General features: G+C 34.8%; 19 protein-coding genes. 2 read left to right on the top strand and 17 right to left on the bottom strand.

The genetic code is table 11. The annotated features are described in order from the left end of the window. Positions 1–86 precede the first annotated feature (86 nt). The 5 genes from EL079_RS08550 to EL079_RS08530 all read right to left on the bottom strand — a co-directional run bounded on the left by EL079_RS08550 (position 87) and on the right by EL079_RS08530 (position 4,366). Positions 87–1,226, bottom strand: coding sequence for a tyrosine-type recombinase/integrase (locus EL079_RS08550; RefSeq protein ID WP_003032241.1), 1,140 nt, complete (start codon positions 1,224–1,226; stop codon positions 87–89). A gap of 66 nt (positions 1,227–1,292) precedes the next feature. Next, positions 1,293–1,502 carry a hypothetical protein gene (locus tag EL079_RS08545; RefSeq protein WP_003032236.1) on the bottom strand — a complete coding sequence of 70 codons (210 nt, stop codon included), beginning with the start codon at positions 1,500–1,502 and terminating at the stop codon, positions 1,293–1,295. A 50-nt stretch (positions 1,503–1,552) separates the two neighbouring features. Beyond that, the gene (locus EL079_RS08540) at positions 1,553–2,926 is read right to left on the bottom strand and encodes a Rep family protein (protein ID WP_003032217.1); all 1,374 of its coding nucleotides are present in this window, start codon (positions 2,924–2,926) and stop codon (positions 1,553–1,555) included. A gap of 562 nt (positions 2,927–3,488) precedes the next feature. Then, on the bottom strand, positions 3,489–4,031 hold the full coding sequence (locus tag EL079_RS08535) for a BAR domain-containing protein (RefSeq protein WP_018543599.1): 543 nt from the start codon (positions 4,029–4,031) through the stop codon (positions 3,489–3,491). After that, a complete protein-coding gene (locus tag EL079_RS08530) occupies positions 4,031–4,366 on the bottom strand; it encodes a hypothetical protein (RefSeq protein WP_003031497.1) in 336 nt (111 codons plus the stop codon). The genes EL079_RS08535 and EL079_RS08530 overlap by 1 nt, the downstream gene beginning before the upstream one ends. Before the next feature lie 149 nt (positions 4,367–4,515). Here EL079_RS08530 and EL079_RS08525 point away from each other — a divergent pair, with 149 nt between their 5' ends. Continuing rightward, positions 4,516–5,736 carry a hypothetical protein gene (locus EL079_RS08525; protein WP_018543600.1) on the top strand — a complete coding sequence of 407 codons (1,221 nt, stop codon included), beginning with the start codon at positions 4,516–4,518 and terminating at the stop codon, positions 5,734–5,736. A 139-nt stretch (positions 5,737–5,875) separates the two neighbouring features. On the opposite strand, the gene EL079_RS08520 is transcribed toward EL079_RS08525, so the two are convergent. Next, the gene (locus EL079_RS08520) at positions 5,876–6,226 is read right to left on the bottom strand and encodes a hypothetical protein (RefSeq protein WP_018543601.1); all 351 of its coding nucleotides are present in this window, start codon (positions 6,224–6,226) and stop codon (positions 5,876–5,878) included. Positions 6,227–6,246: 20 nt separating this feature from the next. Next, positions 6,247–7,281 carry a hypothetical protein gene (locus EL079_RS08515; protein WP_003033136.1) on the bottom strand — a complete coding sequence of 345 codons (1,035 nt, stop codon included), beginning with the start codon at positions 7,279–7,281 and terminating at the stop codon, positions 6,247–6,249. A 115-nt stretch (positions 7,282–7,396) separates the two neighbouring features. Between EL079_RS08515 and EL079_RS08510 the strand changes: the two genes are divergently transcribed. Next, positions 7,397–7,606, top strand: coding sequence for a helix-turn-helix domain-containing protein (locus tag EL079_RS08510; RefSeq protein WP_018543602.1), 210 nt, complete (start codon positions 7,397–7,399; stop codon positions 7,604–7,606). 54 nt (positions 7,607–7,660) lie between these two features. On the opposite strand, the gene EL079_RS08505 is transcribed toward EL079_RS08510, so the two are convergent. The 10 genes from EL079_RS08505 to EL079_RS08460 form a co-directional block, all read right to left on the bottom strand. Continuing rightward, on the bottom strand, positions 7,661–8,713 hold the full coding sequence (locus EL079_RS08505) for a hypothetical protein (protein ID WP_018543603.1): 1,053 nt from the start codon (positions 8,711–8,713) through the stop codon (positions 7,661–7,663). Further along, positions 8,707–10,173: a DUF5677 domain-containing protein gene (locus tag EL079_RS08500; protein ID WP_018543604.1), complete on the bottom strand. Its 1,467-nt coding sequence runs from the start codon at positions 10,171–10,173 to the stop codon at positions 8,707–8,709. The genes EL079_RS08505 and EL079_RS08500 overlap by 7 nt, the downstream gene beginning before the upstream one ends. 349 nt (positions 10,174–10,522) lie before the next feature. Beyond that, positions 10,523–10,657: a 50S ribosomal protein L34 gene (gene rpmH / locus EL079_RS08495; RefSeq protein WP_003026476.1), complete on the bottom strand. Its 135-nt coding sequence runs from the start codon at positions 10,655–10,657 to the stop codon at positions 10,523–10,525. 154 nt (positions 10,658–10,811) lie between these two features. Then, on the bottom strand, positions 10,812–11,444 hold the full coding sequence (locus EL079_RS08490; RefSeq protein WP_003030612.1) for a hypothetical protein: 633 nt from the start codon (positions 11,442–11,444) through the stop codon (positions 10,812–10,814). Between the two features lie 93 nt (positions 11,445–11,537). Then, positions 11,538–12,575: an RNA-binding cell elongation regulator Jag/EloR gene (jag, locus tag EL079_RS08485; protein ID WP_003026480.1), complete on the bottom strand. Its 1,038-nt coding sequence runs from the start codon at positions 12,573–12,575 to the stop codon at positions 11,538–11,540. 12 nt (positions 12,576–12,587) lie between these two features. After that, entirely contained in the window at positions 12,588–13,403 is an 816-nt protein-coding gene (locus EL079_RS08480; RefSeq protein ID WP_003030587.1) for a YidC/Oxa1 family membrane protein insertase, read from the bottom strand. Beyond that, positions 13,387–13,746, bottom strand: a complete 360-nt coding sequence (rnpA, locus tag EL079_RS08475) for a ribonuclease P protein component (RefSeq protein WP_003030605.1) — start codon at positions 13,744–13,746, stop codon at positions 13,387–13,389. Before rnpA ends, EL079_RS08480 begins: the two co-directional genes overlap by 17 nt. A gap of 253 nt (positions 13,747–13,999) precedes the next feature. Continuing rightward, the gene (gene glpK / locus EL079_RS08470) at positions 14,000–15,511 is read right to left on the bottom strand and encodes a glycerol kinase GlpK (RefSeq protein ID WP_003030589.1); all 1,512 of its coding nucleotides are present in this window, start codon (positions 15,509–15,511) and stop codon (positions 14,000–14,002) included. A 154-nt stretch (positions 15,512–15,665) separates the two neighbouring features. Next, positions 15,666–17,015: a glucose-6-phosphate isomerase gene (locus EL079_RS08465; RefSeq protein ID WP_003030572.1), complete on the bottom strand. Its 1,350-nt coding sequence runs from the start codon at positions 17,013–17,015 to the stop codon at positions 15,666–15,668. Between the two features lie 122 nt (positions 17,016–17,137). Continuing rightward, complete coding sequence (locus tag EL079_RS08460) at positions 17,138–17,866, bottom strand: ferredoxin reductase domain-containing protein (protein WP_018543605.1); 729 nt, start codon at positions 17,864–17,866, stop codon at positions 17,138–17,140. Positions 17,867–17,882 lie beyond the last annotated feature (16 nt).

The following is a 17,882-nucleotide window of genomic DNA, read 5'->3' as shown; positions in this document are numbered from 1 at the left end:
AGGATTTTATTTTTCTAAATTTCCTCATGCTTCCTTTATTTTCTAGTAACTTGGGTTAGTATTTGGTTAGTTTTATGGTTAGCATTTTACAGACGGATTTGATTAAGTTTTTCCTTCAACTCATCCTGTACATTTTCAGTTACGTGACTATAAATTCTCAAAGTAATAGACTCATCTCTATGGCCTACACGCTCCATAATCGCTTTGATAGGTACACCCAGTTCAGCCAATAAGCTGATGTGAGAATGCCTAAGCATGTGAATGTTATAAGCTCGTCCCTCACCTAAAACTGTATCGCAAATATCTTTGATAAATTTATACAATAAAGGTTGTCTCATAATATTCCCTTGACCAGTCACAAATATAAAATCTTTATCAAGGCAATTCTGTTGGAAGTAGTCAATAATTTCTAAACAACGTTCACTAAGAACTATCGTTCTAACAGAACCAACCGTCTTTGTTGTCTGTAAAACCCTATCGTCATACTTATGAGCAACATAGTCAATGGTATGGTCAATCTTCAGAAGATGATTTTCAAAGTCCACATCCTGATAACGAACCCCAATAAACTCAGCAAAACGAAGACCTGTTAGAAAAATAAACTCCATCGCCAAAGCATAGCGTCTATCTTTATTGTGGGTTTCACAGTAAGACAAGACCGAACTCAACTCTTCTTTACTGATGAAGTGTTCCTTAGCCTTCTTTAGCTTTTCATAATCAGCTTTTTGCTTTGGAATCACTACACTTTTCACAGGCGACTCTGAGATATATCCAACCTTTTCAGCATAACCGAAAATACCATTCAAATAAATCTTACGATTTTTCCGTGTTGAGTTTTGAATATCTAAACTCATGAGGTAGGCTTGGATTAATTGCGTAGTATAATCGGATAATCTCAAATCTCCAACTACTTCCATGAAAAATCTCAAGCATTTCATCTCACTTTTAAAGCTAGACGGTTTAATCTCACCACCTCGAATAGTCTCCCATTCTGTCAAAAGCTGACCAAAAGACATCTCCTCGATTTTTTGCCTTTTCAATTCCTCTTTTGTAGGAGCAGTGAGAACCTTATCAATTTTCCTTGCTAAACGGCGTTTAGCCTCTGCTTGTGAAACTCGAGATTTTGATTTCAGAGTCACAGTGACCTGTTTCCACTTCTGTTCTCGCTCATCATAAAACTTCTCATAATAGCGATATTTGCCATTATCTAGCTCTTTATAAAACATTTTTTCTCCTTTTACTTATCTTATAAGCAAAGGAAAGCTATGTAGCATAGCTTAATTATAACACAACTACATAGCTTCCTCATACTTCTTTTGTTTATATTGCAAAAACTGCTCGTATCCCTCAATACTTATATATACTCTCTTATGAGATGGTTTTAAAATATAGCATTGAAATTGTTCTATCCGTCTCATTTCGGTTAAATCATTATTCAATGTCTTTAAGGGAACATCAAACAGCTCTGAAATATTCTTTTTAGTTTTATATAAATTTTCCATAACACTCTCTTGTTTGATATAATGGAGATGATAAAAGACAATTTCTTTTATCACTTACTTGGCTTGTCAGCTGCTCCGCTAAAAGTGTCTGACAGGCTTTTTTCTTGCTCTAATTCCCACTTATTGTTTAGACTAACTTGGGCTAGCAAAAATTCTACTAATTCACCTTTATTCATGAAATTATTTTTTTCAAAATCGTGGTTTAGAGTAACTATAGTCTCACGATTAGGAATCTTTCTTTTAACATTGCTAGTCTTTCTAGGGCTCGCTTGGAAAAACTGAATATTATCTCCTTCCTGACAATTTTGTAGGGTAATAAGTGAATCAAATCGCCGTATAAACTGAGATAAATCTTCTCGCTCATTATCCTTACATTTATAGAAAAATTCTAATGGATGTTTGGTACTTGTAACAATGATAATCCTCGCCGAAGGTAAGATATTTTTATACCGAGCAGAGCTAAAACTGATGTTATAATTATCAAGCAACTTTAGCCAATCACTAGCTGTTAAACTTTCTCCTCTAACATCATCAAGTAAAAGGATTTCTTCACCGTTCAGGTCATCCATGATATTTGTTCCAGCAGTAGTAGCTAAATCCCATTTTTGACCATTTCTCAATGCCAAACCCTGAATTTTTGACGCCAACTCTTTAGCAAATCTGGTCTTACCTAACCCTGACCTTCCATGGATAAATAGAACTGTTTTTTTGAACTCACCATTCTCTATTGCTTTCTTCGTTCTATTCCCTTTTATCTCACCGAGCACAGCAAAGGCCTCGTTTATCCTGGTTTTAAATGTCGTGTAAATCATGTGATACTTTTCATCTAATAGGATTTCTGATTTCCCAATTTTTTCTTGAATAATATCTAAAATAAGGTTATCAATTTCATCTTCTGAAAGTTTAATATCTTTCTTTACTCTTCCTTTTTTCCAGCTACTGAACCTCTCCTTAAACACCTCCATATAGTTCTTCCCAGCAGCGCTAACGACCTCTTGAGGGGAATATTGATGTTTGTTACTTTCTTTACTGTGGATTAAATAAGAGAGTAAATTGTCATAACCATATCTCCCACGCTTAGCTTTCTCAATATATTGTGGTTCAATTCCAATTATATCAGACAACTTAATGATAGGCATTCCTTCTGAAAGTTTAAATAATAAGTGCCCGTGACTATCTATTGGTTTTGTATAAAATTGTTGTGTCTCAGCATCATACAGTTCCTCCTCATCTTTATCATGAACGATTCCATACGCTTCGGACACTGTAGTTATCTTACTAATACGTTTGACCATCTCATTAAGCAAGGGGGCAATATCTCCCTCTTGAGCTTCTGTAATAAAGCTAACATCCCAATCCTTCCAATATTTCTCAGAAAAATATTGAACAACCATAAAGCACTGGATTTTGGATTCTTTTGCCATTAATTTAACTCCTTTTCTAATTATTCCTTTAATTATTCAAGTTAGACTAGTTGACAAGCCCAGTCTAACCATGCGCGTTGAATAATTAAAATTAAAACTACAAGTATTGTTTTCGTTTTGAAAGATTAAAACTTCAAAAACTGAAAATCAATACAGTCTCTTACCAAAATATGTTTCAAATTATTACTGGCTCTATACAAAATTGGTCGTGCTCTAATCTCTATATAAAACTTCATCAGCTTACCTTTTCTCACTATCTTTTTGAACTATCATTACATATTTGATGATAGCTAATCTCATATCTGTATCTTATCATGGCAGACATAGATATTCTTACTCTGTCTGCATTGCCTCACTGCATTCTGACGCGACATCTGTTCGCTTGTCTTCTCCGACTACGCCTCACGAATGTCACTACTGTTCAAAGAACAGTTCATTTGTTCAACAATTTGACTTCGTAAAAATATCAGTTCTGCCGTAGAAAGATAAAATATATCAACATCAAATAGACATCATGCAAAATATGAATTATTGCTACGTCAAAATCTCTAGCTTCAAAACGTCAAATCTGATTATGTTTTTTATAAAAATGATAGAGCTTACTAACAAACCAATTTTGCTTAAGCCAGTTTTCAAATTTTTCAATCTGAGTTTTAGTATGCTCAAACTGTTCAAGTGTTTTTTCAGCTTCTCTTTGAAGTTCGTCATAAGCTCTTTCAAAATCAATAACAATATCTTGTACATCAAATAATTGATTATTTGAGCGCTCAAACTCTTTCTCTTTTTTATCAATCTCGCTTTTTAACTCTTCAATTTCATCTAAAAGTTGAGTTTTAGTTTCAGTTAAAGGTTTCAGTAGATTTGATAATTGTTTCTCTATTGGCGATACACGTACCGAACCTGTTTTCTCATCAGATTCAACCACTAATCCCAAATAGACCGGTGCTTTGTTAGCAGAGTAATCATATCCAACGATTGGATAGTCAACTCCTTTTGTCAGTTTTATTCCGAATTTAGCTTTCCTATGCTCATCAAACGTAAATCCGACAACCTTACCTTGAACCTCTTCTTCAAGAATATCATCAGCAAAAAATATTTGAGCCATTATTTACCTCCTTCTAAGATATTAAAATCAGTACATTTAAAATAAACATCGTCATTGATACGTACAGCAGTCAACTTATTAAACACAACTTCAGTAATACCTGTCGGTTCTTTTCTCTCTGCTGGACATTTTACCTCAAAAGGTGGCAATCCACTTTGTGGTTGATAAAACCAGTATTTGAATCCATCTGTTTCCCATTTACCCTTTTCTTTATTTTGTCTAAAACACTCCTGAGGAAGTGACGGAAGCCAGACTACTGACTCATCCTTTTTGATAAGCGTATTAGCAAGTTCCTCAGTATACTTATTTTGTTGCATTTTTTTAGGTAATTTCATGCGCTATCCTCTCTTTCTTTAGGCATGCTTTTTTTAAACTAGAAATCTCATATAATAGAACTATGTAGTATTCATTAACGTGTGCTCTCCTTTCCACGATATATATCAATGATAACCTACAAATAATTTTTCGCCCCAGGAGCAAAAACATGAATAATATCTTTGATTTCTACGATACAGTCCGTAAAAACAAGAATCATATGCTTGTTTATAATACTTATTTTGAAATTATTCTTCAAAAATTTAATTATTCTTCTCAAAATGAATTTGAAAAATCAGTAGTTACTTCTACTAAATATCAACAAATAATAGATGAGTTTGAAACATTTTTTCAAAAAACTTTTTCAGTTGAAGAGTTGTTACCCATAATTAACCAAAAAATCTATTACCCAATACAACAAAAAGATTTATATAAAAAAGTAAAAAACGCTAAAACATTCGAACCATTTATTAAAGAAGTCATATTCTTGCAACAAGAATATGGCATTACGGACAATAAAAAAGTACAATTAAAGAGGGTAGGCCGTCCCAAAGATTCTTATAACATTTGCTTTGTTGCTTGTCTAATTGATTTTATAAAACAAGAATATCAGGCGACTAAAAGAGTCAACAAACATATAAAAATTAATAACCTCGCACAGTTAAAAAAGGAACTTAATAGCATAGATGATTCTACAGAATATAAATTAACTATAAAAAAACTGCTCGACAATATTGAAGAGCGATACTTTCTAGACATGGAAGATAGTTATAAAATAGCTTACAAAAATATAGATAAGATAATTGATTTCAAGTTTTTGATTCTTGAAAATCAGAATTATCTCATCAAGCAGACAAACATTGATACTAATAAAATCAGCATTCTAATGCAAAACTATTTCGAATATTTTATAAAACACACCTTTCCATTTTATTTTTCTATAAATAAAAAAGATAACACTAGTATTTTTACTGAAAACAATTTTTTTCTAAAAAATATCGATAAATTTCGAATGAATTTTTCAATTAACGCAATGGCCGCTAATTTAGACTATTGTAGGTACGATTTAACCAACTACAAGTTCAAAACAAATAGTATATTTTATTTTATATCGGCTAGAGAACGGATTGAAAAACAAATCAATGAAGATATTAATAATGGATTTTATAACGTAGACAATCATATTCAATTATTAAAAGATTTTAGTAGAAGATACATTGAAAATACAATAGCGCAGGCTAAAAAAATTCAAATTGACGTCGAATGGCAATTTCACTTATCAGCCAAAAATCCTATTCGCCAATTACTGATAGAAGGAATGGAAGCTTCAAATAATACTATACAAACACAACAATTAAGAGAATTTCTTATTGATTACAAATGGCTATAAAATAGAGTAAAGATATATTAAAAGGACACATCGGTCGATGTGTCCTTTGGCTTCCCAATAATGTGAAAAACTAGCGTTTTTCACATTATTGGGAAAGAAACGATTATTCTATTTTCTTTTCTACTGGAGCAGTGGATAGCTATTCTTTCTGTAAGGTTACTGAACCAAATCCACCACCGCGAACTGTTAGTGAATTTCCCGAAACAGAGTAATATAATTGTGAATCTTCTCTACCGGCAAAATTAAATGTCTTACTTTCCCTATCAATGGTAAATTCTATATTATTTAAAGCAAGATTTAATGCAGCGTTATTATCACCAGCCTTAATTTTCACACGCCCTTTATTCCCATTAATTGTAATCATCATACTTGCTCCGTCTTCTTTGTAGGTATAAGTCCCATCTAAATCGCCTTTAGATGAGCAGGCAACTAAAAAAATCGCCATCAGCATTGTTACCACAAATACTACTATTTTCTTGAAATTATTCATTCTCTACAGCCACCTTTATTTTATTCTTTATTATCTGAATGTCCTACTTGATAAAAGCTAACATTTTTTGGTTTTTTAGCATACGTATCTACCGTTAATTCCATATTATTTTCTGGTTGCTTAGTCACAAAAGATAGAGAAGCACTACCTACAAATCCCATGAAATTAGTATTACCTACCTTTTTCGTAGCAAGCGGTATTTGATTTGTAGTTAACTTAAATCTGTCTTCCTTTATCATAAAGTCATCATAAACTTTATTTTCATAAATTAGATTATAAGTTTTAAACTGTAAAACTTCATACTCTGTCTTCTCAAAATCTTCATCAGTGTAAAATTCTAACAAATATTCGTCACCTTTTTTATTGACAAGTCTCTCCTCTAACTGACTTAATTTTTTTAATGCTTGAGTATTATTAGAACCATCTGTTAAAGTCTGCATCTCTAAGTTAATTTTGGCTTTTAAAATTGTATAATGTATCTTTGCACTCTCTATTTTTTTCGCTAGATTAATAATCTCTGAATCTGAGGATTTTATGACTTCAGCAAATGTCAAAGCATTCATTGATGGCGCTTGAATAACACCATCTTGATTTCCATCTTCTGTATCGTATTTCTTTATAACATCTGTTAGGTTTTTCGTCGTAATTTTAGTGATAGTATCAGTCTCATTGAAATCATCTAATAAACCTTGCGCGATATTCCCCGAAGAATAAAGATTCCTTCCTAAATAATCTTTTTCATAGTCCGTAGCAGATATTGATGAGAAATTAGTCTCTGTAGACGTATTGTAGTAAGTTGTTTTTCTATCTTGGACTAAAAACAATTCTTTAACTTTTCCGCCTTGTGAAACACTATCCACTGCATACCAGATTTGTGGATTTTTATCACTTTGGTTCAGATATTCTCCTAGACCTACTCCTTTCTTTTCTACCACCTTCTTTTCAGTTTTTGTAGCAGTTTTACTTTCTGACTTTTCTTTACTAATTGAACATGCTCCTAACAGTAGAGACACTGAGAGTAGAGCTAAACTTGCGGTTATTATTTTCTTTTCCATAAAAACTCCTTTTTCAAAATCTTTTTTATAATTATACTCAGTAAATTGAGTATAGTCAATAGATTGGTTGTGATATTGTCTTTATATAATAAAATTATTATATGCGAGAGCAACTATGGCAATTTCTTACAAACCTTTTTATCAAACATTACTACGAAAAGATGTGAGCGAGTATTATCTCATCAAAATAGAAAAAATATCTGCCAACACACTTTACAGAATGAAACAGGGTGAACCTATCACGACAAAAACCATTGATAGATTATGTGAAATATTGGAGTGCAATGTTGAAGATATCATTGAATACATTAATAGTGAAGAATAAAAAGAGGAAATCAATAAAACACTGATTTCCTCTTTTTGTGTGCTATAAACTAATTTATTCAACCAAAAAGTCTAGGCAAGCACTAATTTCTTTTGCAATGCTTTCCTGTGTTCCTAAAGCATCTATCTCTCTATATATCATTCCTATTTTACGATAAAAATCAATTAATAGTGCCTGTGACTTTATTGCTTCAATTGATAAACTGGCCTCTTTTTTCCTATATTCACACCATATAGTAAAGATAAATCTAGATTTTTTTAAAGCTTCCTTCATACTCTCATCTTGACTATTATACGCAATATACATTAAGAGAAAATTATAATTCAGAAAAGTTACCACACTAGAAAAGAATGGAAAAACATTAAAATAAGAAGATGTTTGAAAGATGTCTATTGCTTGACTAAAATATCCGAATAGAACAAATTGAAGTAATTGTATATCATTCATATTTGATGGGAGGATGTCTGAGAACTCCCTTCGATATTGTTTTATACGCTCCTTTATTGACAGCGCGGGATTATCATCTTCAAAAAACATTACCTGAGATATATGTTCAGTTATGACAATAGAACTCACATCATCATACTCATTTAATCGTGCAAAATCAATCTCTTCCACAAAAAAATTTTTTATAAATGGCATAACATCAATTTTATTTTCATTTATACAGGAATTAAGAAATCTTAATGGTACTATGTAAAAATTCGGTATTTCCTTTTCCAATAAAATTAGTAAATCATCAATTGATTCGATAACTTTATTTTTTAATTTTCTTAGATAGGTATCAAAGTGCAATACTGTATCTTTTCTTTCAATTACCTCTAAGTAAGATAAGAGTGGGTCATCATATATTTGATATTTCCCTATCACAAAGAAAATATTATTGTCCGTACTCTCAACGTTAAATCTAGATGTAGCAGTATAAAAGTAAGTATCAGATTTATTAAAAACGTATTGACTAGCTATTTCTATAAGTCTTCTTTTTTTAAACCAAAAATTTCTTATTTTATCTAAATGGTAGCCTATATCTTCAACATCCAAATCTGCTCTTATGCTCTTTAATAATTTAAAATATTCCGTTTGAGTTTTATTTAGTTTATCTAACATATGCCTCCCCCGTTAGTTTCCTCGTTAGGTATTGGGAATATTTCTTTAAGCACTGATAAATGTTTTTTAAAGACCATCTCTATATCACTACTAACATCTGGTAATTCTTGAACATCATCTATATCAGGAATTCCATGAAATTGATGACCTGGTGAATCACATTTCAAAATGGAGCTCTCTCTAATAGCTCCCCATAATCCATGCTCAAATTGAGAATCATAATCATATTGATAGCTATATAAATCTTTTTCTCCTACTTTTTCAAATTTCCTTTTTATATTACCAGCTCCAAAATATCTTGTATCCATATCAATAAATTCTTTATCTATAAACTCGGAAACTAATAAATTCAAATACTGAAAATTAACATGAGAAGGGGTTAATTCAGGTGAATTTTCTATATATCGTTCTGAAATTAGCTTATACCCACCAATTCCATAGTATTGGTACTCTTCCCAAATGTTTTCATGAGAATCTTCTTCAGCAATTAAATATTTTGTCATGACATAGTTTTCAATACACGATCTTACTATTGAACGTCCTGATATTGTATATTGCAATTCATGATTAATTAACTCTAGTAACCGTTTATAAGAATAAGTTAAAATACTAGTTAAAACGTACAGTTTGTCATTAAAGTGCTCTATATTTTGCAATAAGTCTCTATAATATTGTAATACTAAATATACCTCCCTTTTCATTTCTTGTAAATCCACATTATTTTCTTTGTTAATAGTCACTGAGAACACCTCACAATCTGTTAATTGACTTATATTATCCCAAAATAAACTACTAAAACTATAATCTATATCTTCGGTTAAAGATATAGCTATTTCCATAGCACGTATTTGTGAGCCTATCAAACCTATCTCAGGAGTTCCTTCTTCTAAATACGGATATGCTTTTAAAGCATCCATCATCTGAGACTCTGAATCAATAAAATGTAACTTACCTTGTAACATCTTATAGTACAATATAAAGTATCTTATATCTGTTGATAGTTGACTATACTGGTCTGTTATCTCATCTAATAATTTAGTTAGTTTATTTAATCGAGTTTCAAAAATATCGTTTCTACTATAAAAACTATTAGTCAATACCTTTTCATCATCTGGTAAGACTATAGTTAAGGGAGAAAATTCTGATAAATCAAAATACAACTTCATTATATCTATAATCTTTATTTTGTCCACATCATTCAAATTCAATAATGCGCTTATTGTAGGAAAAGACATGTTGTTTTCTGTATCAACTACTTCTGATAACTTAGTTAAAAACATCATGATTTTTTCCATATTATCTGTCCTACTTCCAGAATATAATACCAAACCAATCCACATATATTCTGGCCCTTTTGAATGCAGCCAATCAGACTGTTTATCCAAAGGAGTCATCATTTGACTAAACTTAGATTTAAAAACACCTCTTATTAAATCATGCTCACTTAATTTACTAAACATTTTACACCTCTTCGTTTCTCACCTAGGTATAGAATATCACGATATAAAATTTTTGCAAATAAAAAAGAGAAGAACAACAAAATTTTAGTTCCTTCTTTTTACATGCTACATCTGCTTTCCTTTGGTTAGTTTCTTGGTTAATTTATACTGGTGTGAATTTTATTAGTTCTTAAAATAGACATTTCTAAACCTTAGTATGTGTATCAAAAATTTTCATCATTCATTCCTCTTTATATCATTTTCTATTATATCAAAATCTCGTGGTAAATGCAGATTGTCTCTTTGTTATCCAACAAAAAAACCAGCGGTCTCGAGTTTCCGTTGGTTCTTCATTTTGTATTCGTTTGGATTATGCAGCCAAAACTTTGCGTCCTTTACGACGACGGCTTGCAAGTACGCGACGACCATTTTTAGTTGCCATACGATGACGGAAACCATGTTTGCGCGCACGACGGATTTTACTTGGTTGATAAGTACGTTTCACTTTGAATACCTCCTCTTAGATTCTTGTATTCGTTTAGCCGGCTATTGTGATCAGTTACTAAACATACTTTACTATTCTATATGATTCTACGCCTTTTGTCAATAGCAGTGCGGAATTGTTTTTGGTAAATCTAAAGAAAGGTTGCTTAAACCTCTTACAATTCTCTGGTTGCCTCATAAAAAGGAATGAGTGTTATCATAGCAGCCTGAAGTTCATCCAGAACTTGCCTTATTGATGTGGCTTGGGCTAAATCTACATCGTATTTCACTAATACTTTACGAACTTGCCCTGTTTTTACTTGTTGGCTCAAATACTGTCGATTTTCTTCTGTTCCAGTAAATCGTTGACTGACTCCATTTATTTGAGCCAAATAATAAACTGGAACTGCGATTGGCACCTGCAAGACCCGATTTTGCTTGGTCAGACTGGTCTCATCTTTCTTACGCTCAATAAAACTAACTTCTAGCGACACCCCAAAGTCTTTCGGATTCCCATATAAGCGAAGGGCAAACATTGGTTCTGTGACATCGCCACAACCGCGCAAGTAGTTCCAAAAATGGGGACGCAAAATTTGAGCTTGATTCATCCAGTTGCTGGTACGCTCCAGAGTTAATTTTGGATAAAATCTTTGAAATTGCTTAACCAAGTCCGAAAATTCCGCGCGTGCTGCCTGACCTTTCTGTTTGAAATCAAGCATCATTTCTCTCAATTCTCCCGCTTTATCAGGAGAAATATATTTATGTCCTTGTAATGCTAAGTAAGTTTCAATAGCTGAAAAAATAGACATGTAAGCTCCTTTCTTCTCAATCTCAAGCAACGTCAATTAGTGGACTAAACGGAAAGAAAGACTGAAAAGAAATTCTTCTCAGTCCTTAGTTTATTATTCACTGTCAATATCCACAACAACATAACGGTTTGGTTCGTCACCCTCTGAATAGCTGGTAAGCCCGTCCATTTTAGAAATAATTCGGTGAATAATTTTCCGCTCATTGTTAGACATAGGATCAGTCTTTTGACTATGTTGGTATTCCAACACACGATCAGCTAGCTTCTGAGCGTAGCTTTGTAGAACTTCTGCTCGATGTTCTACATAATCATTGACATTGATAGAAATGTAAAAGCTCTTAGAATAGCGATTATAAAGATAATTCTGTGCCAATAATTGAAGAGCTTTTAGCACTTTCCCGTGATAGCCAATAATGCGACCAGGCTCATTGGTATCAATCTGCATATTGATTGTCCGACGATTATGAGCACTTGCAATGCTAGCTTCAACATCCATTTCGTCCACGATGTTTTGCACATAGCCCGTCACACTCGCAACAACTTCTTCAACATCATAATTTTCTTCCACTTGAATGCCCAAATCTTCAAAATCAGCCGGCTCTTCAGCTATCGGTTGGACTTCCGAGCGCTTTTCTACAGCCTGGTCAAAAGAAATAATCTTGTCAGTTGTCTTTTCTTCTTGAGCGACCGATTTTTGAAAATTTACGATGTCACTATCTTTCAATAAGTCAATTGTGCCTGTTTCTTCAAGAATCGTGCTGGCTTCTTTTTCGTGCTTCAAAATTTCAGCTTTGACATCATCTGAGATTTCTTTGCCTTCTCCTTCGATTTTTTTAATGGCTGCAACAACATGTCCTAAATCAACAGTTGCTTCACTCACACTTTTAACGGGCTCATTTTGAGCATTGATTGCTTCCGGAACACCTTTGACAGCTTTTTGGTTAGCTTTTACTACAGTTGTTTCGTTAATAGGTTCCACATCAACTTGGGCTAATTTCTTGCCAAATAATCCTAAAAATCCTTTTTTCTCACGAGAAATCACCTTGATATGTGCTTTCATCCGTGGAATATCTAACTCGCGCAAGCCATTTTGAATGGCTTCTTCAACACTCGCTCCTGTAAATAATACCATACAAGTGCCTCCTTACTTTCTCTTTTTTTGTGCTTTACGATAAGCACGTTTTTTCTTTTCTTCACGTTCCCGCTCAGCAGTCGCTTTCGCTTCTCTTTCTGCAATGATTTTATACGGATTGCTTAGTAAAAGCGTTTGGAACACCTGATACGCATACGATGTGCTCCAATATAAAGCAACCCCACTTGCTACACTCATGGCAAAGAAGAAGACAAATAGCGGCATGATAAACATCATTCCTGTCATCAAACCATTGCGTTCCGCCATTCCTTTATTGCTCAACCAAGTACTCAAAAAGGTGAAAACAGCTGCTAAAACTGGCAAAATATAATAGGGATCTGTCGCGCCCAGATTCAGCCATAGAAAGTGCCCTACTTTAAGAAATTCAACACGCGTCAAAGCATGATACAAGGCAATCAACACAGGCATTTGAATAAGCAAGGGCCAAAATGATGCCGATGGCTTTACTCCTAATTCCTTATACAGCTTTTGTGTTTCTTCTGCCAAACGACTGCGACTTTCCATGTCGCGTCCTGGATACTTCGCCTGCAATTCTTTCACTAACGGCTGCGCTTCCTGCATTTTCCGAGAAGCATTGATCTGCAATTGGAAAACAGGCAAAAGAACTGTCCGAATAATCAATGTGAAAAGGATAATCCCAATTCCTGTACTTCCATTGAATGACAGGAAACGAATCGTTACGGCGAAGAAATAGACAAATCTCTCCCATAAATCCGGCGAACTCGCTGTGACCTCACTCGTCCCACACGCCGTTAAGATGAGCGAAGCTAAAACTAAAAGCCCCGCCAGTTTACTTTTCTTTTTCACTACTCAAACCTTCCTGATAAATTTTTGCTATTTTTAGTACATGAAGCAAATTTTGCTCTAATTCTTGATAAGTCAGAATTTCCACACCTTTGCGTGCAATAACGACAAAATCAAGCGCTGCTAACTCTGCTTGATGAGCTATCAAAACGTGTCGAATACGGCGTTTAATCTTATTGCGCATGACCGCATTTCCTAGTTTTTTACTGACAGATATTCCTACTCGAAAGTGTTTTTGTTTCTTTTCTAATTTATAAATGACGAATTTTCTATTGGCAAAACTTTGCCCACTTTTGAAAATCGCATTAAAATCTTTCTCGCTCTTGACGCGATAGCTTTTCTTCAAAACTCAACTCCATCTACCAAAATTATATCTATTATACCATAATTTTCAAAAAAACCAATAAGAGCAGGCATATTCACCATTTTACTCTATCCAACTGATACAAAACGCATGTAATTCACTCTTAGTCTGAAAATTTAATGCTAAAAGAGTTAGTAAAGTAAAGAAGAGCGACTAAGATTGGCTCCTAATCCCTCTTCTCGTATCTTATACTAAATGATTACCGACACTTGTAATTCATAGTTATATTTTTCAACTATTTGCTAGATTCTTTTGCAAAAAATTGCGTGGCTGCAACTGCTGCTTTCCAGCCTTGGTACAATTTTTGGCGCTCCGCCTCTAGCATCGCAGGTTGGAACGTTTCCCCAACCGCATTTAATGTTTTTAGCTCCTCCATGTCTTTCCAATAGCCGACCGCAAGACCGGCCAGAAAAGCTGCTCCAAGAGCCGTTGTTTCCAAATTTGCCGCACGCGCTAACTCAATTCCCAGAATATCTGCTTGAAACTGCATGAGGAAATCATTCATGGCAGCACCACCATCTACCTTCAGGACTTGGATAGCTGTACCTGTGTCCATTTGCATCGTATCAATGATATCGCGCACTTGATAAGCAATGGATTGCAGAGTTGCTTTGATAAAATCTTCTTTACTCGTTCCACGTGTCAAGCCAAAAATAGAACCTCTTGCTTCTGGATCCCAATAAGGAGCTCCAAGTCCCGTAAAAGCTGGAACAACATACACTTCATTTTCATTGGTGGAATTTTTTGCATATTGCTCAGATTCAGGTGAGCTAGCAATCATACGAAGGCCGTCACGAAGCCACTGAATGGCACTACCTGCAATAAAAATCGAACCTTCCAAAGCATAAGTCACTTTGCCATTTATCCCATAACCAATGGTTGTCAAAAGATTATTTTTTGATAAATTGCATTCCTGACCAGTATTCATAATGATGAAAGATCCAGTCCCATAAGTATTCTTCACCATTCCCGGTTCAAATGCTAATTGCCCAAAGAGAGCAGCTTGCTGATCGCCCGCCATTCCTGCAATTGGTACCTCTCCACCATAAAAATGATAAGGTGCTGTTTTACCGTAAATTTCTGAATTCGAGCGAACTTCTGGCAACATCGCTTTAGGAATGTTGAGTAAGGATAAAATCTCGTCGTCCCACTTCAAATCCTTGATGTTGTATAACATGGTCCGCGCTGCATTGGAATAATCAGTCACATGAGCTGCACCATCCGTTAATTTCCAGACCAACCATGTATCAATCGTTCCAAAGAGCAATTCTCCTCGCTCTGCACGTTCCTGTGCTCCTTCCACATGATCTAAAATCCAGCGCACCTTGGTCGCAGAGAAATAAGCATCTATAATCAAACCTGTTTTTCCATGAAAGAAGTCTACATATCCATCTTGTTTGAGCTTTTCTGCTAAAGAAGCTGTTTGCCGAGACTGCCAAACGATCGCATTGTAAATGGGTAATCCGCTTTTTTTATCCCACACAACCGTTGTCTCCCGTTGATTGGTAATCCCAATCGCTTCAATCTCTGTGGGCTTGATGCCACTTTCAATAAAAGCATTTGCAATGACCGACTGCACAGAATTCCAAATCTCATTTGCATTGTGCTCAACCCAGCCCGCCTGTGGAAAAATCTGAGTAAACTCTTTTTGACTCGTGGCAACCTTCTCACCCTGTTTATTGAAAATAATCGCCCGCGAGCTGGTTGTCCCTTGGTCAATCGCCATAATATAGGTTTCTTGTGACATAAAACGCCTCCATTGTATGTTCTGCTTTTATTATACACAATAAAGCGCTTTCTTTCTATTCTTTTCTCCTGTTTTTTGTGAAAATTTCACTTAAATTTTGTTTCAAGCATATAAAAAACGACTTCCTTTCAGAAGTCGTTCCGTTGTTTATACATTACAAACGAGCGTTCAATTCTTTGCTCAATTCTTCAAATCCTGGTTTTCCAAGAAGAGCAAACATATTTTTCTTGTAAGCTTCTACACCTGGTTGGTCAAATGGGTTAATAGCATTCAAGTAGCCAGAAATAGCAATAGCCAACTCAAAGAAGTAAATAGTATAGCCAAGAGTAAAGGCATCTTGCTCAGGAAGTGTTACATACATATTTGGCACGTCACCGTCAGTATGAGCCAGAAGTACACCGTCTGTCGCTTTCTTGTTAACAAAGTCAACATCTTTTCCTTGAAGATAGCCAAGTCCGTCCAAGTCTTCTGCCAATTCAGGAATCGTTACGTTTTTGCGTGGTTTGTCCACACGGACAACTGTTTCAAACATAATACGCGCACCTTCTTGGATAAATTGTCCAAGAGAGTGAAGGTCTGTTGAGAAGTTAGCAGATGTTGGATAAATACCTTTTTGGTCTTTTCCTTCTGACTCACCAGCTAATTGTTTCCACCATTCTGAGAAGTATTGCAGAGATGGTTCATAGTTAACCAAAATTTCAGTCGCATAGCCTTTGCGATAAAGGATGTTACGAAGAGCTGCGTATTGATAAGCTTCGTTTTCTGCAATCTTGTCTGAAGTGTAATCCTTACGAGCAGCATTGGCACCTTCCATAAGGGCTTTAATGTCAGCGCCTGATGCAGCGATTGGAAGCAATCCAACTGCTGTCAATACTGAGAAGCGTCCACCAATGTCATCTGGAACCACAAATGTTTCCCAACCGTTAGCATCTGCTTCAACCTTAACAGCACCTTTTTGACGGTCAGTTGTCGCATAGATACGTTTGTTTGCTTCTTCTTGACCGTATTTATTAATTAAGAGTTCTTTGAAGACACGAAAAGCAATGGCAGGTTCTGTCGTTGTCCCTGATTTAGAAATCACATTAACTGAGAAATCTTTATCTGAAACGTATTCCACCAAGTCTGCAAGATAAGTAGATGAGATAGAGTTTCCAGCATAAAGGATTTGTGGAGCTTTGCGTTCTTCCTTGGTTTGCAAGTTCGCAAAATGATTGTTCAGGAAATCAATCGCCGCTTTTGCTCCAAGGTATGACCCACCAATCCCAATCACGACCAAAACATCGCTGTCTGATTTGATTTGTTCTGCTGCTTTCAAAATGCGAGCAAATTCTTCTTTATCATAGTTTTCTGGAAGGTCAAGCCAACCACGGAAGTCACTTCCTGCACCAGTTCCTTTGCGCAACAATTCATCTGCTGCAGAAACTTGTGTTTGCATATAGTCCACTTCATGCGGTGCAACAAATTTTCCAAGAACGTTTGAGTAATTAAACTGAATATGTGTCATTATAGTCCTCCAATTTTTCTTCCCTACTATGATACCGCTTTACCACTTTTTTATCAAGCAATTTTCTTGACTAAAACGTTTCCAAATTATTATTTTAATCCCCTAAAAGAATCTAACTTAATCTATTTGCTATCAATCCCTTTGTCTTCAAGAAATTTTTTCATCGCTTCTGTATCACCAGGATGACCAGCCAAGAGATAAATTGCTTTGTTGCCATACTGTTCTGCTGCGTGCTTCAGTCTTTTTTTACTTTGAGAAAGGTTGGCACTTTTGCTATAATCCAAGTTACTATATTTTTGAGCTATTTGAGACAATTCTTTATCAAAAACCAAGACACCTTTGTCCAAGTGGCTGAGAACAATGGAACGTTTACCAGCCCACTTTTTGATAATTGGTCGTGTTGCAGCAATACCTACATCAGATGCAAAACAAACAAGCGGCTCTTCACCATCCTTAACAGATAAATTAGAGTAAAGCCAACTCATCTCGACCTTACTTCCTGCTGATAAACTGGTCAAAGTTTTCTTATATAAACTACCACTATTGTGTGTCAAAATGAGGATTTCATTCTCATCAGGATTGGAGGCAATAGTCAGCCAGCGATTCTTTTGTCCACTCTCTTTAACATTAGGTAAGGCAATCTTAGCATAAGAACCGGCCTTCCAAGTCATATTTTTAGGTTTTGTCAGATGAATGAGGTGAATATCGTCGCTAGGATTTTCAATACGTTTAACCGATAAAGATTGACTGCCTCCAAAATAGACAATCGTACCCCAAATAATGAGACATACAAAAAGGCCTACAGCAAGAATTGATACAATAATCGTTAACATTTTAGAACGTCCTTTCATGATTTCTCCTTAAAAC

Source organism: Streptococcus anginosus (assembly GCF_900636475.1).
Lineage (GTDB): Bacteria > Bacillota > Bacilli > Lactobacillales > Streptococcaceae > Streptococcus > Streptococcus anginosus.
Note: the sequence above shows the minus strand (reverse complement) of the source record. Positions and strands in the feature narration are given on the sequence as shown.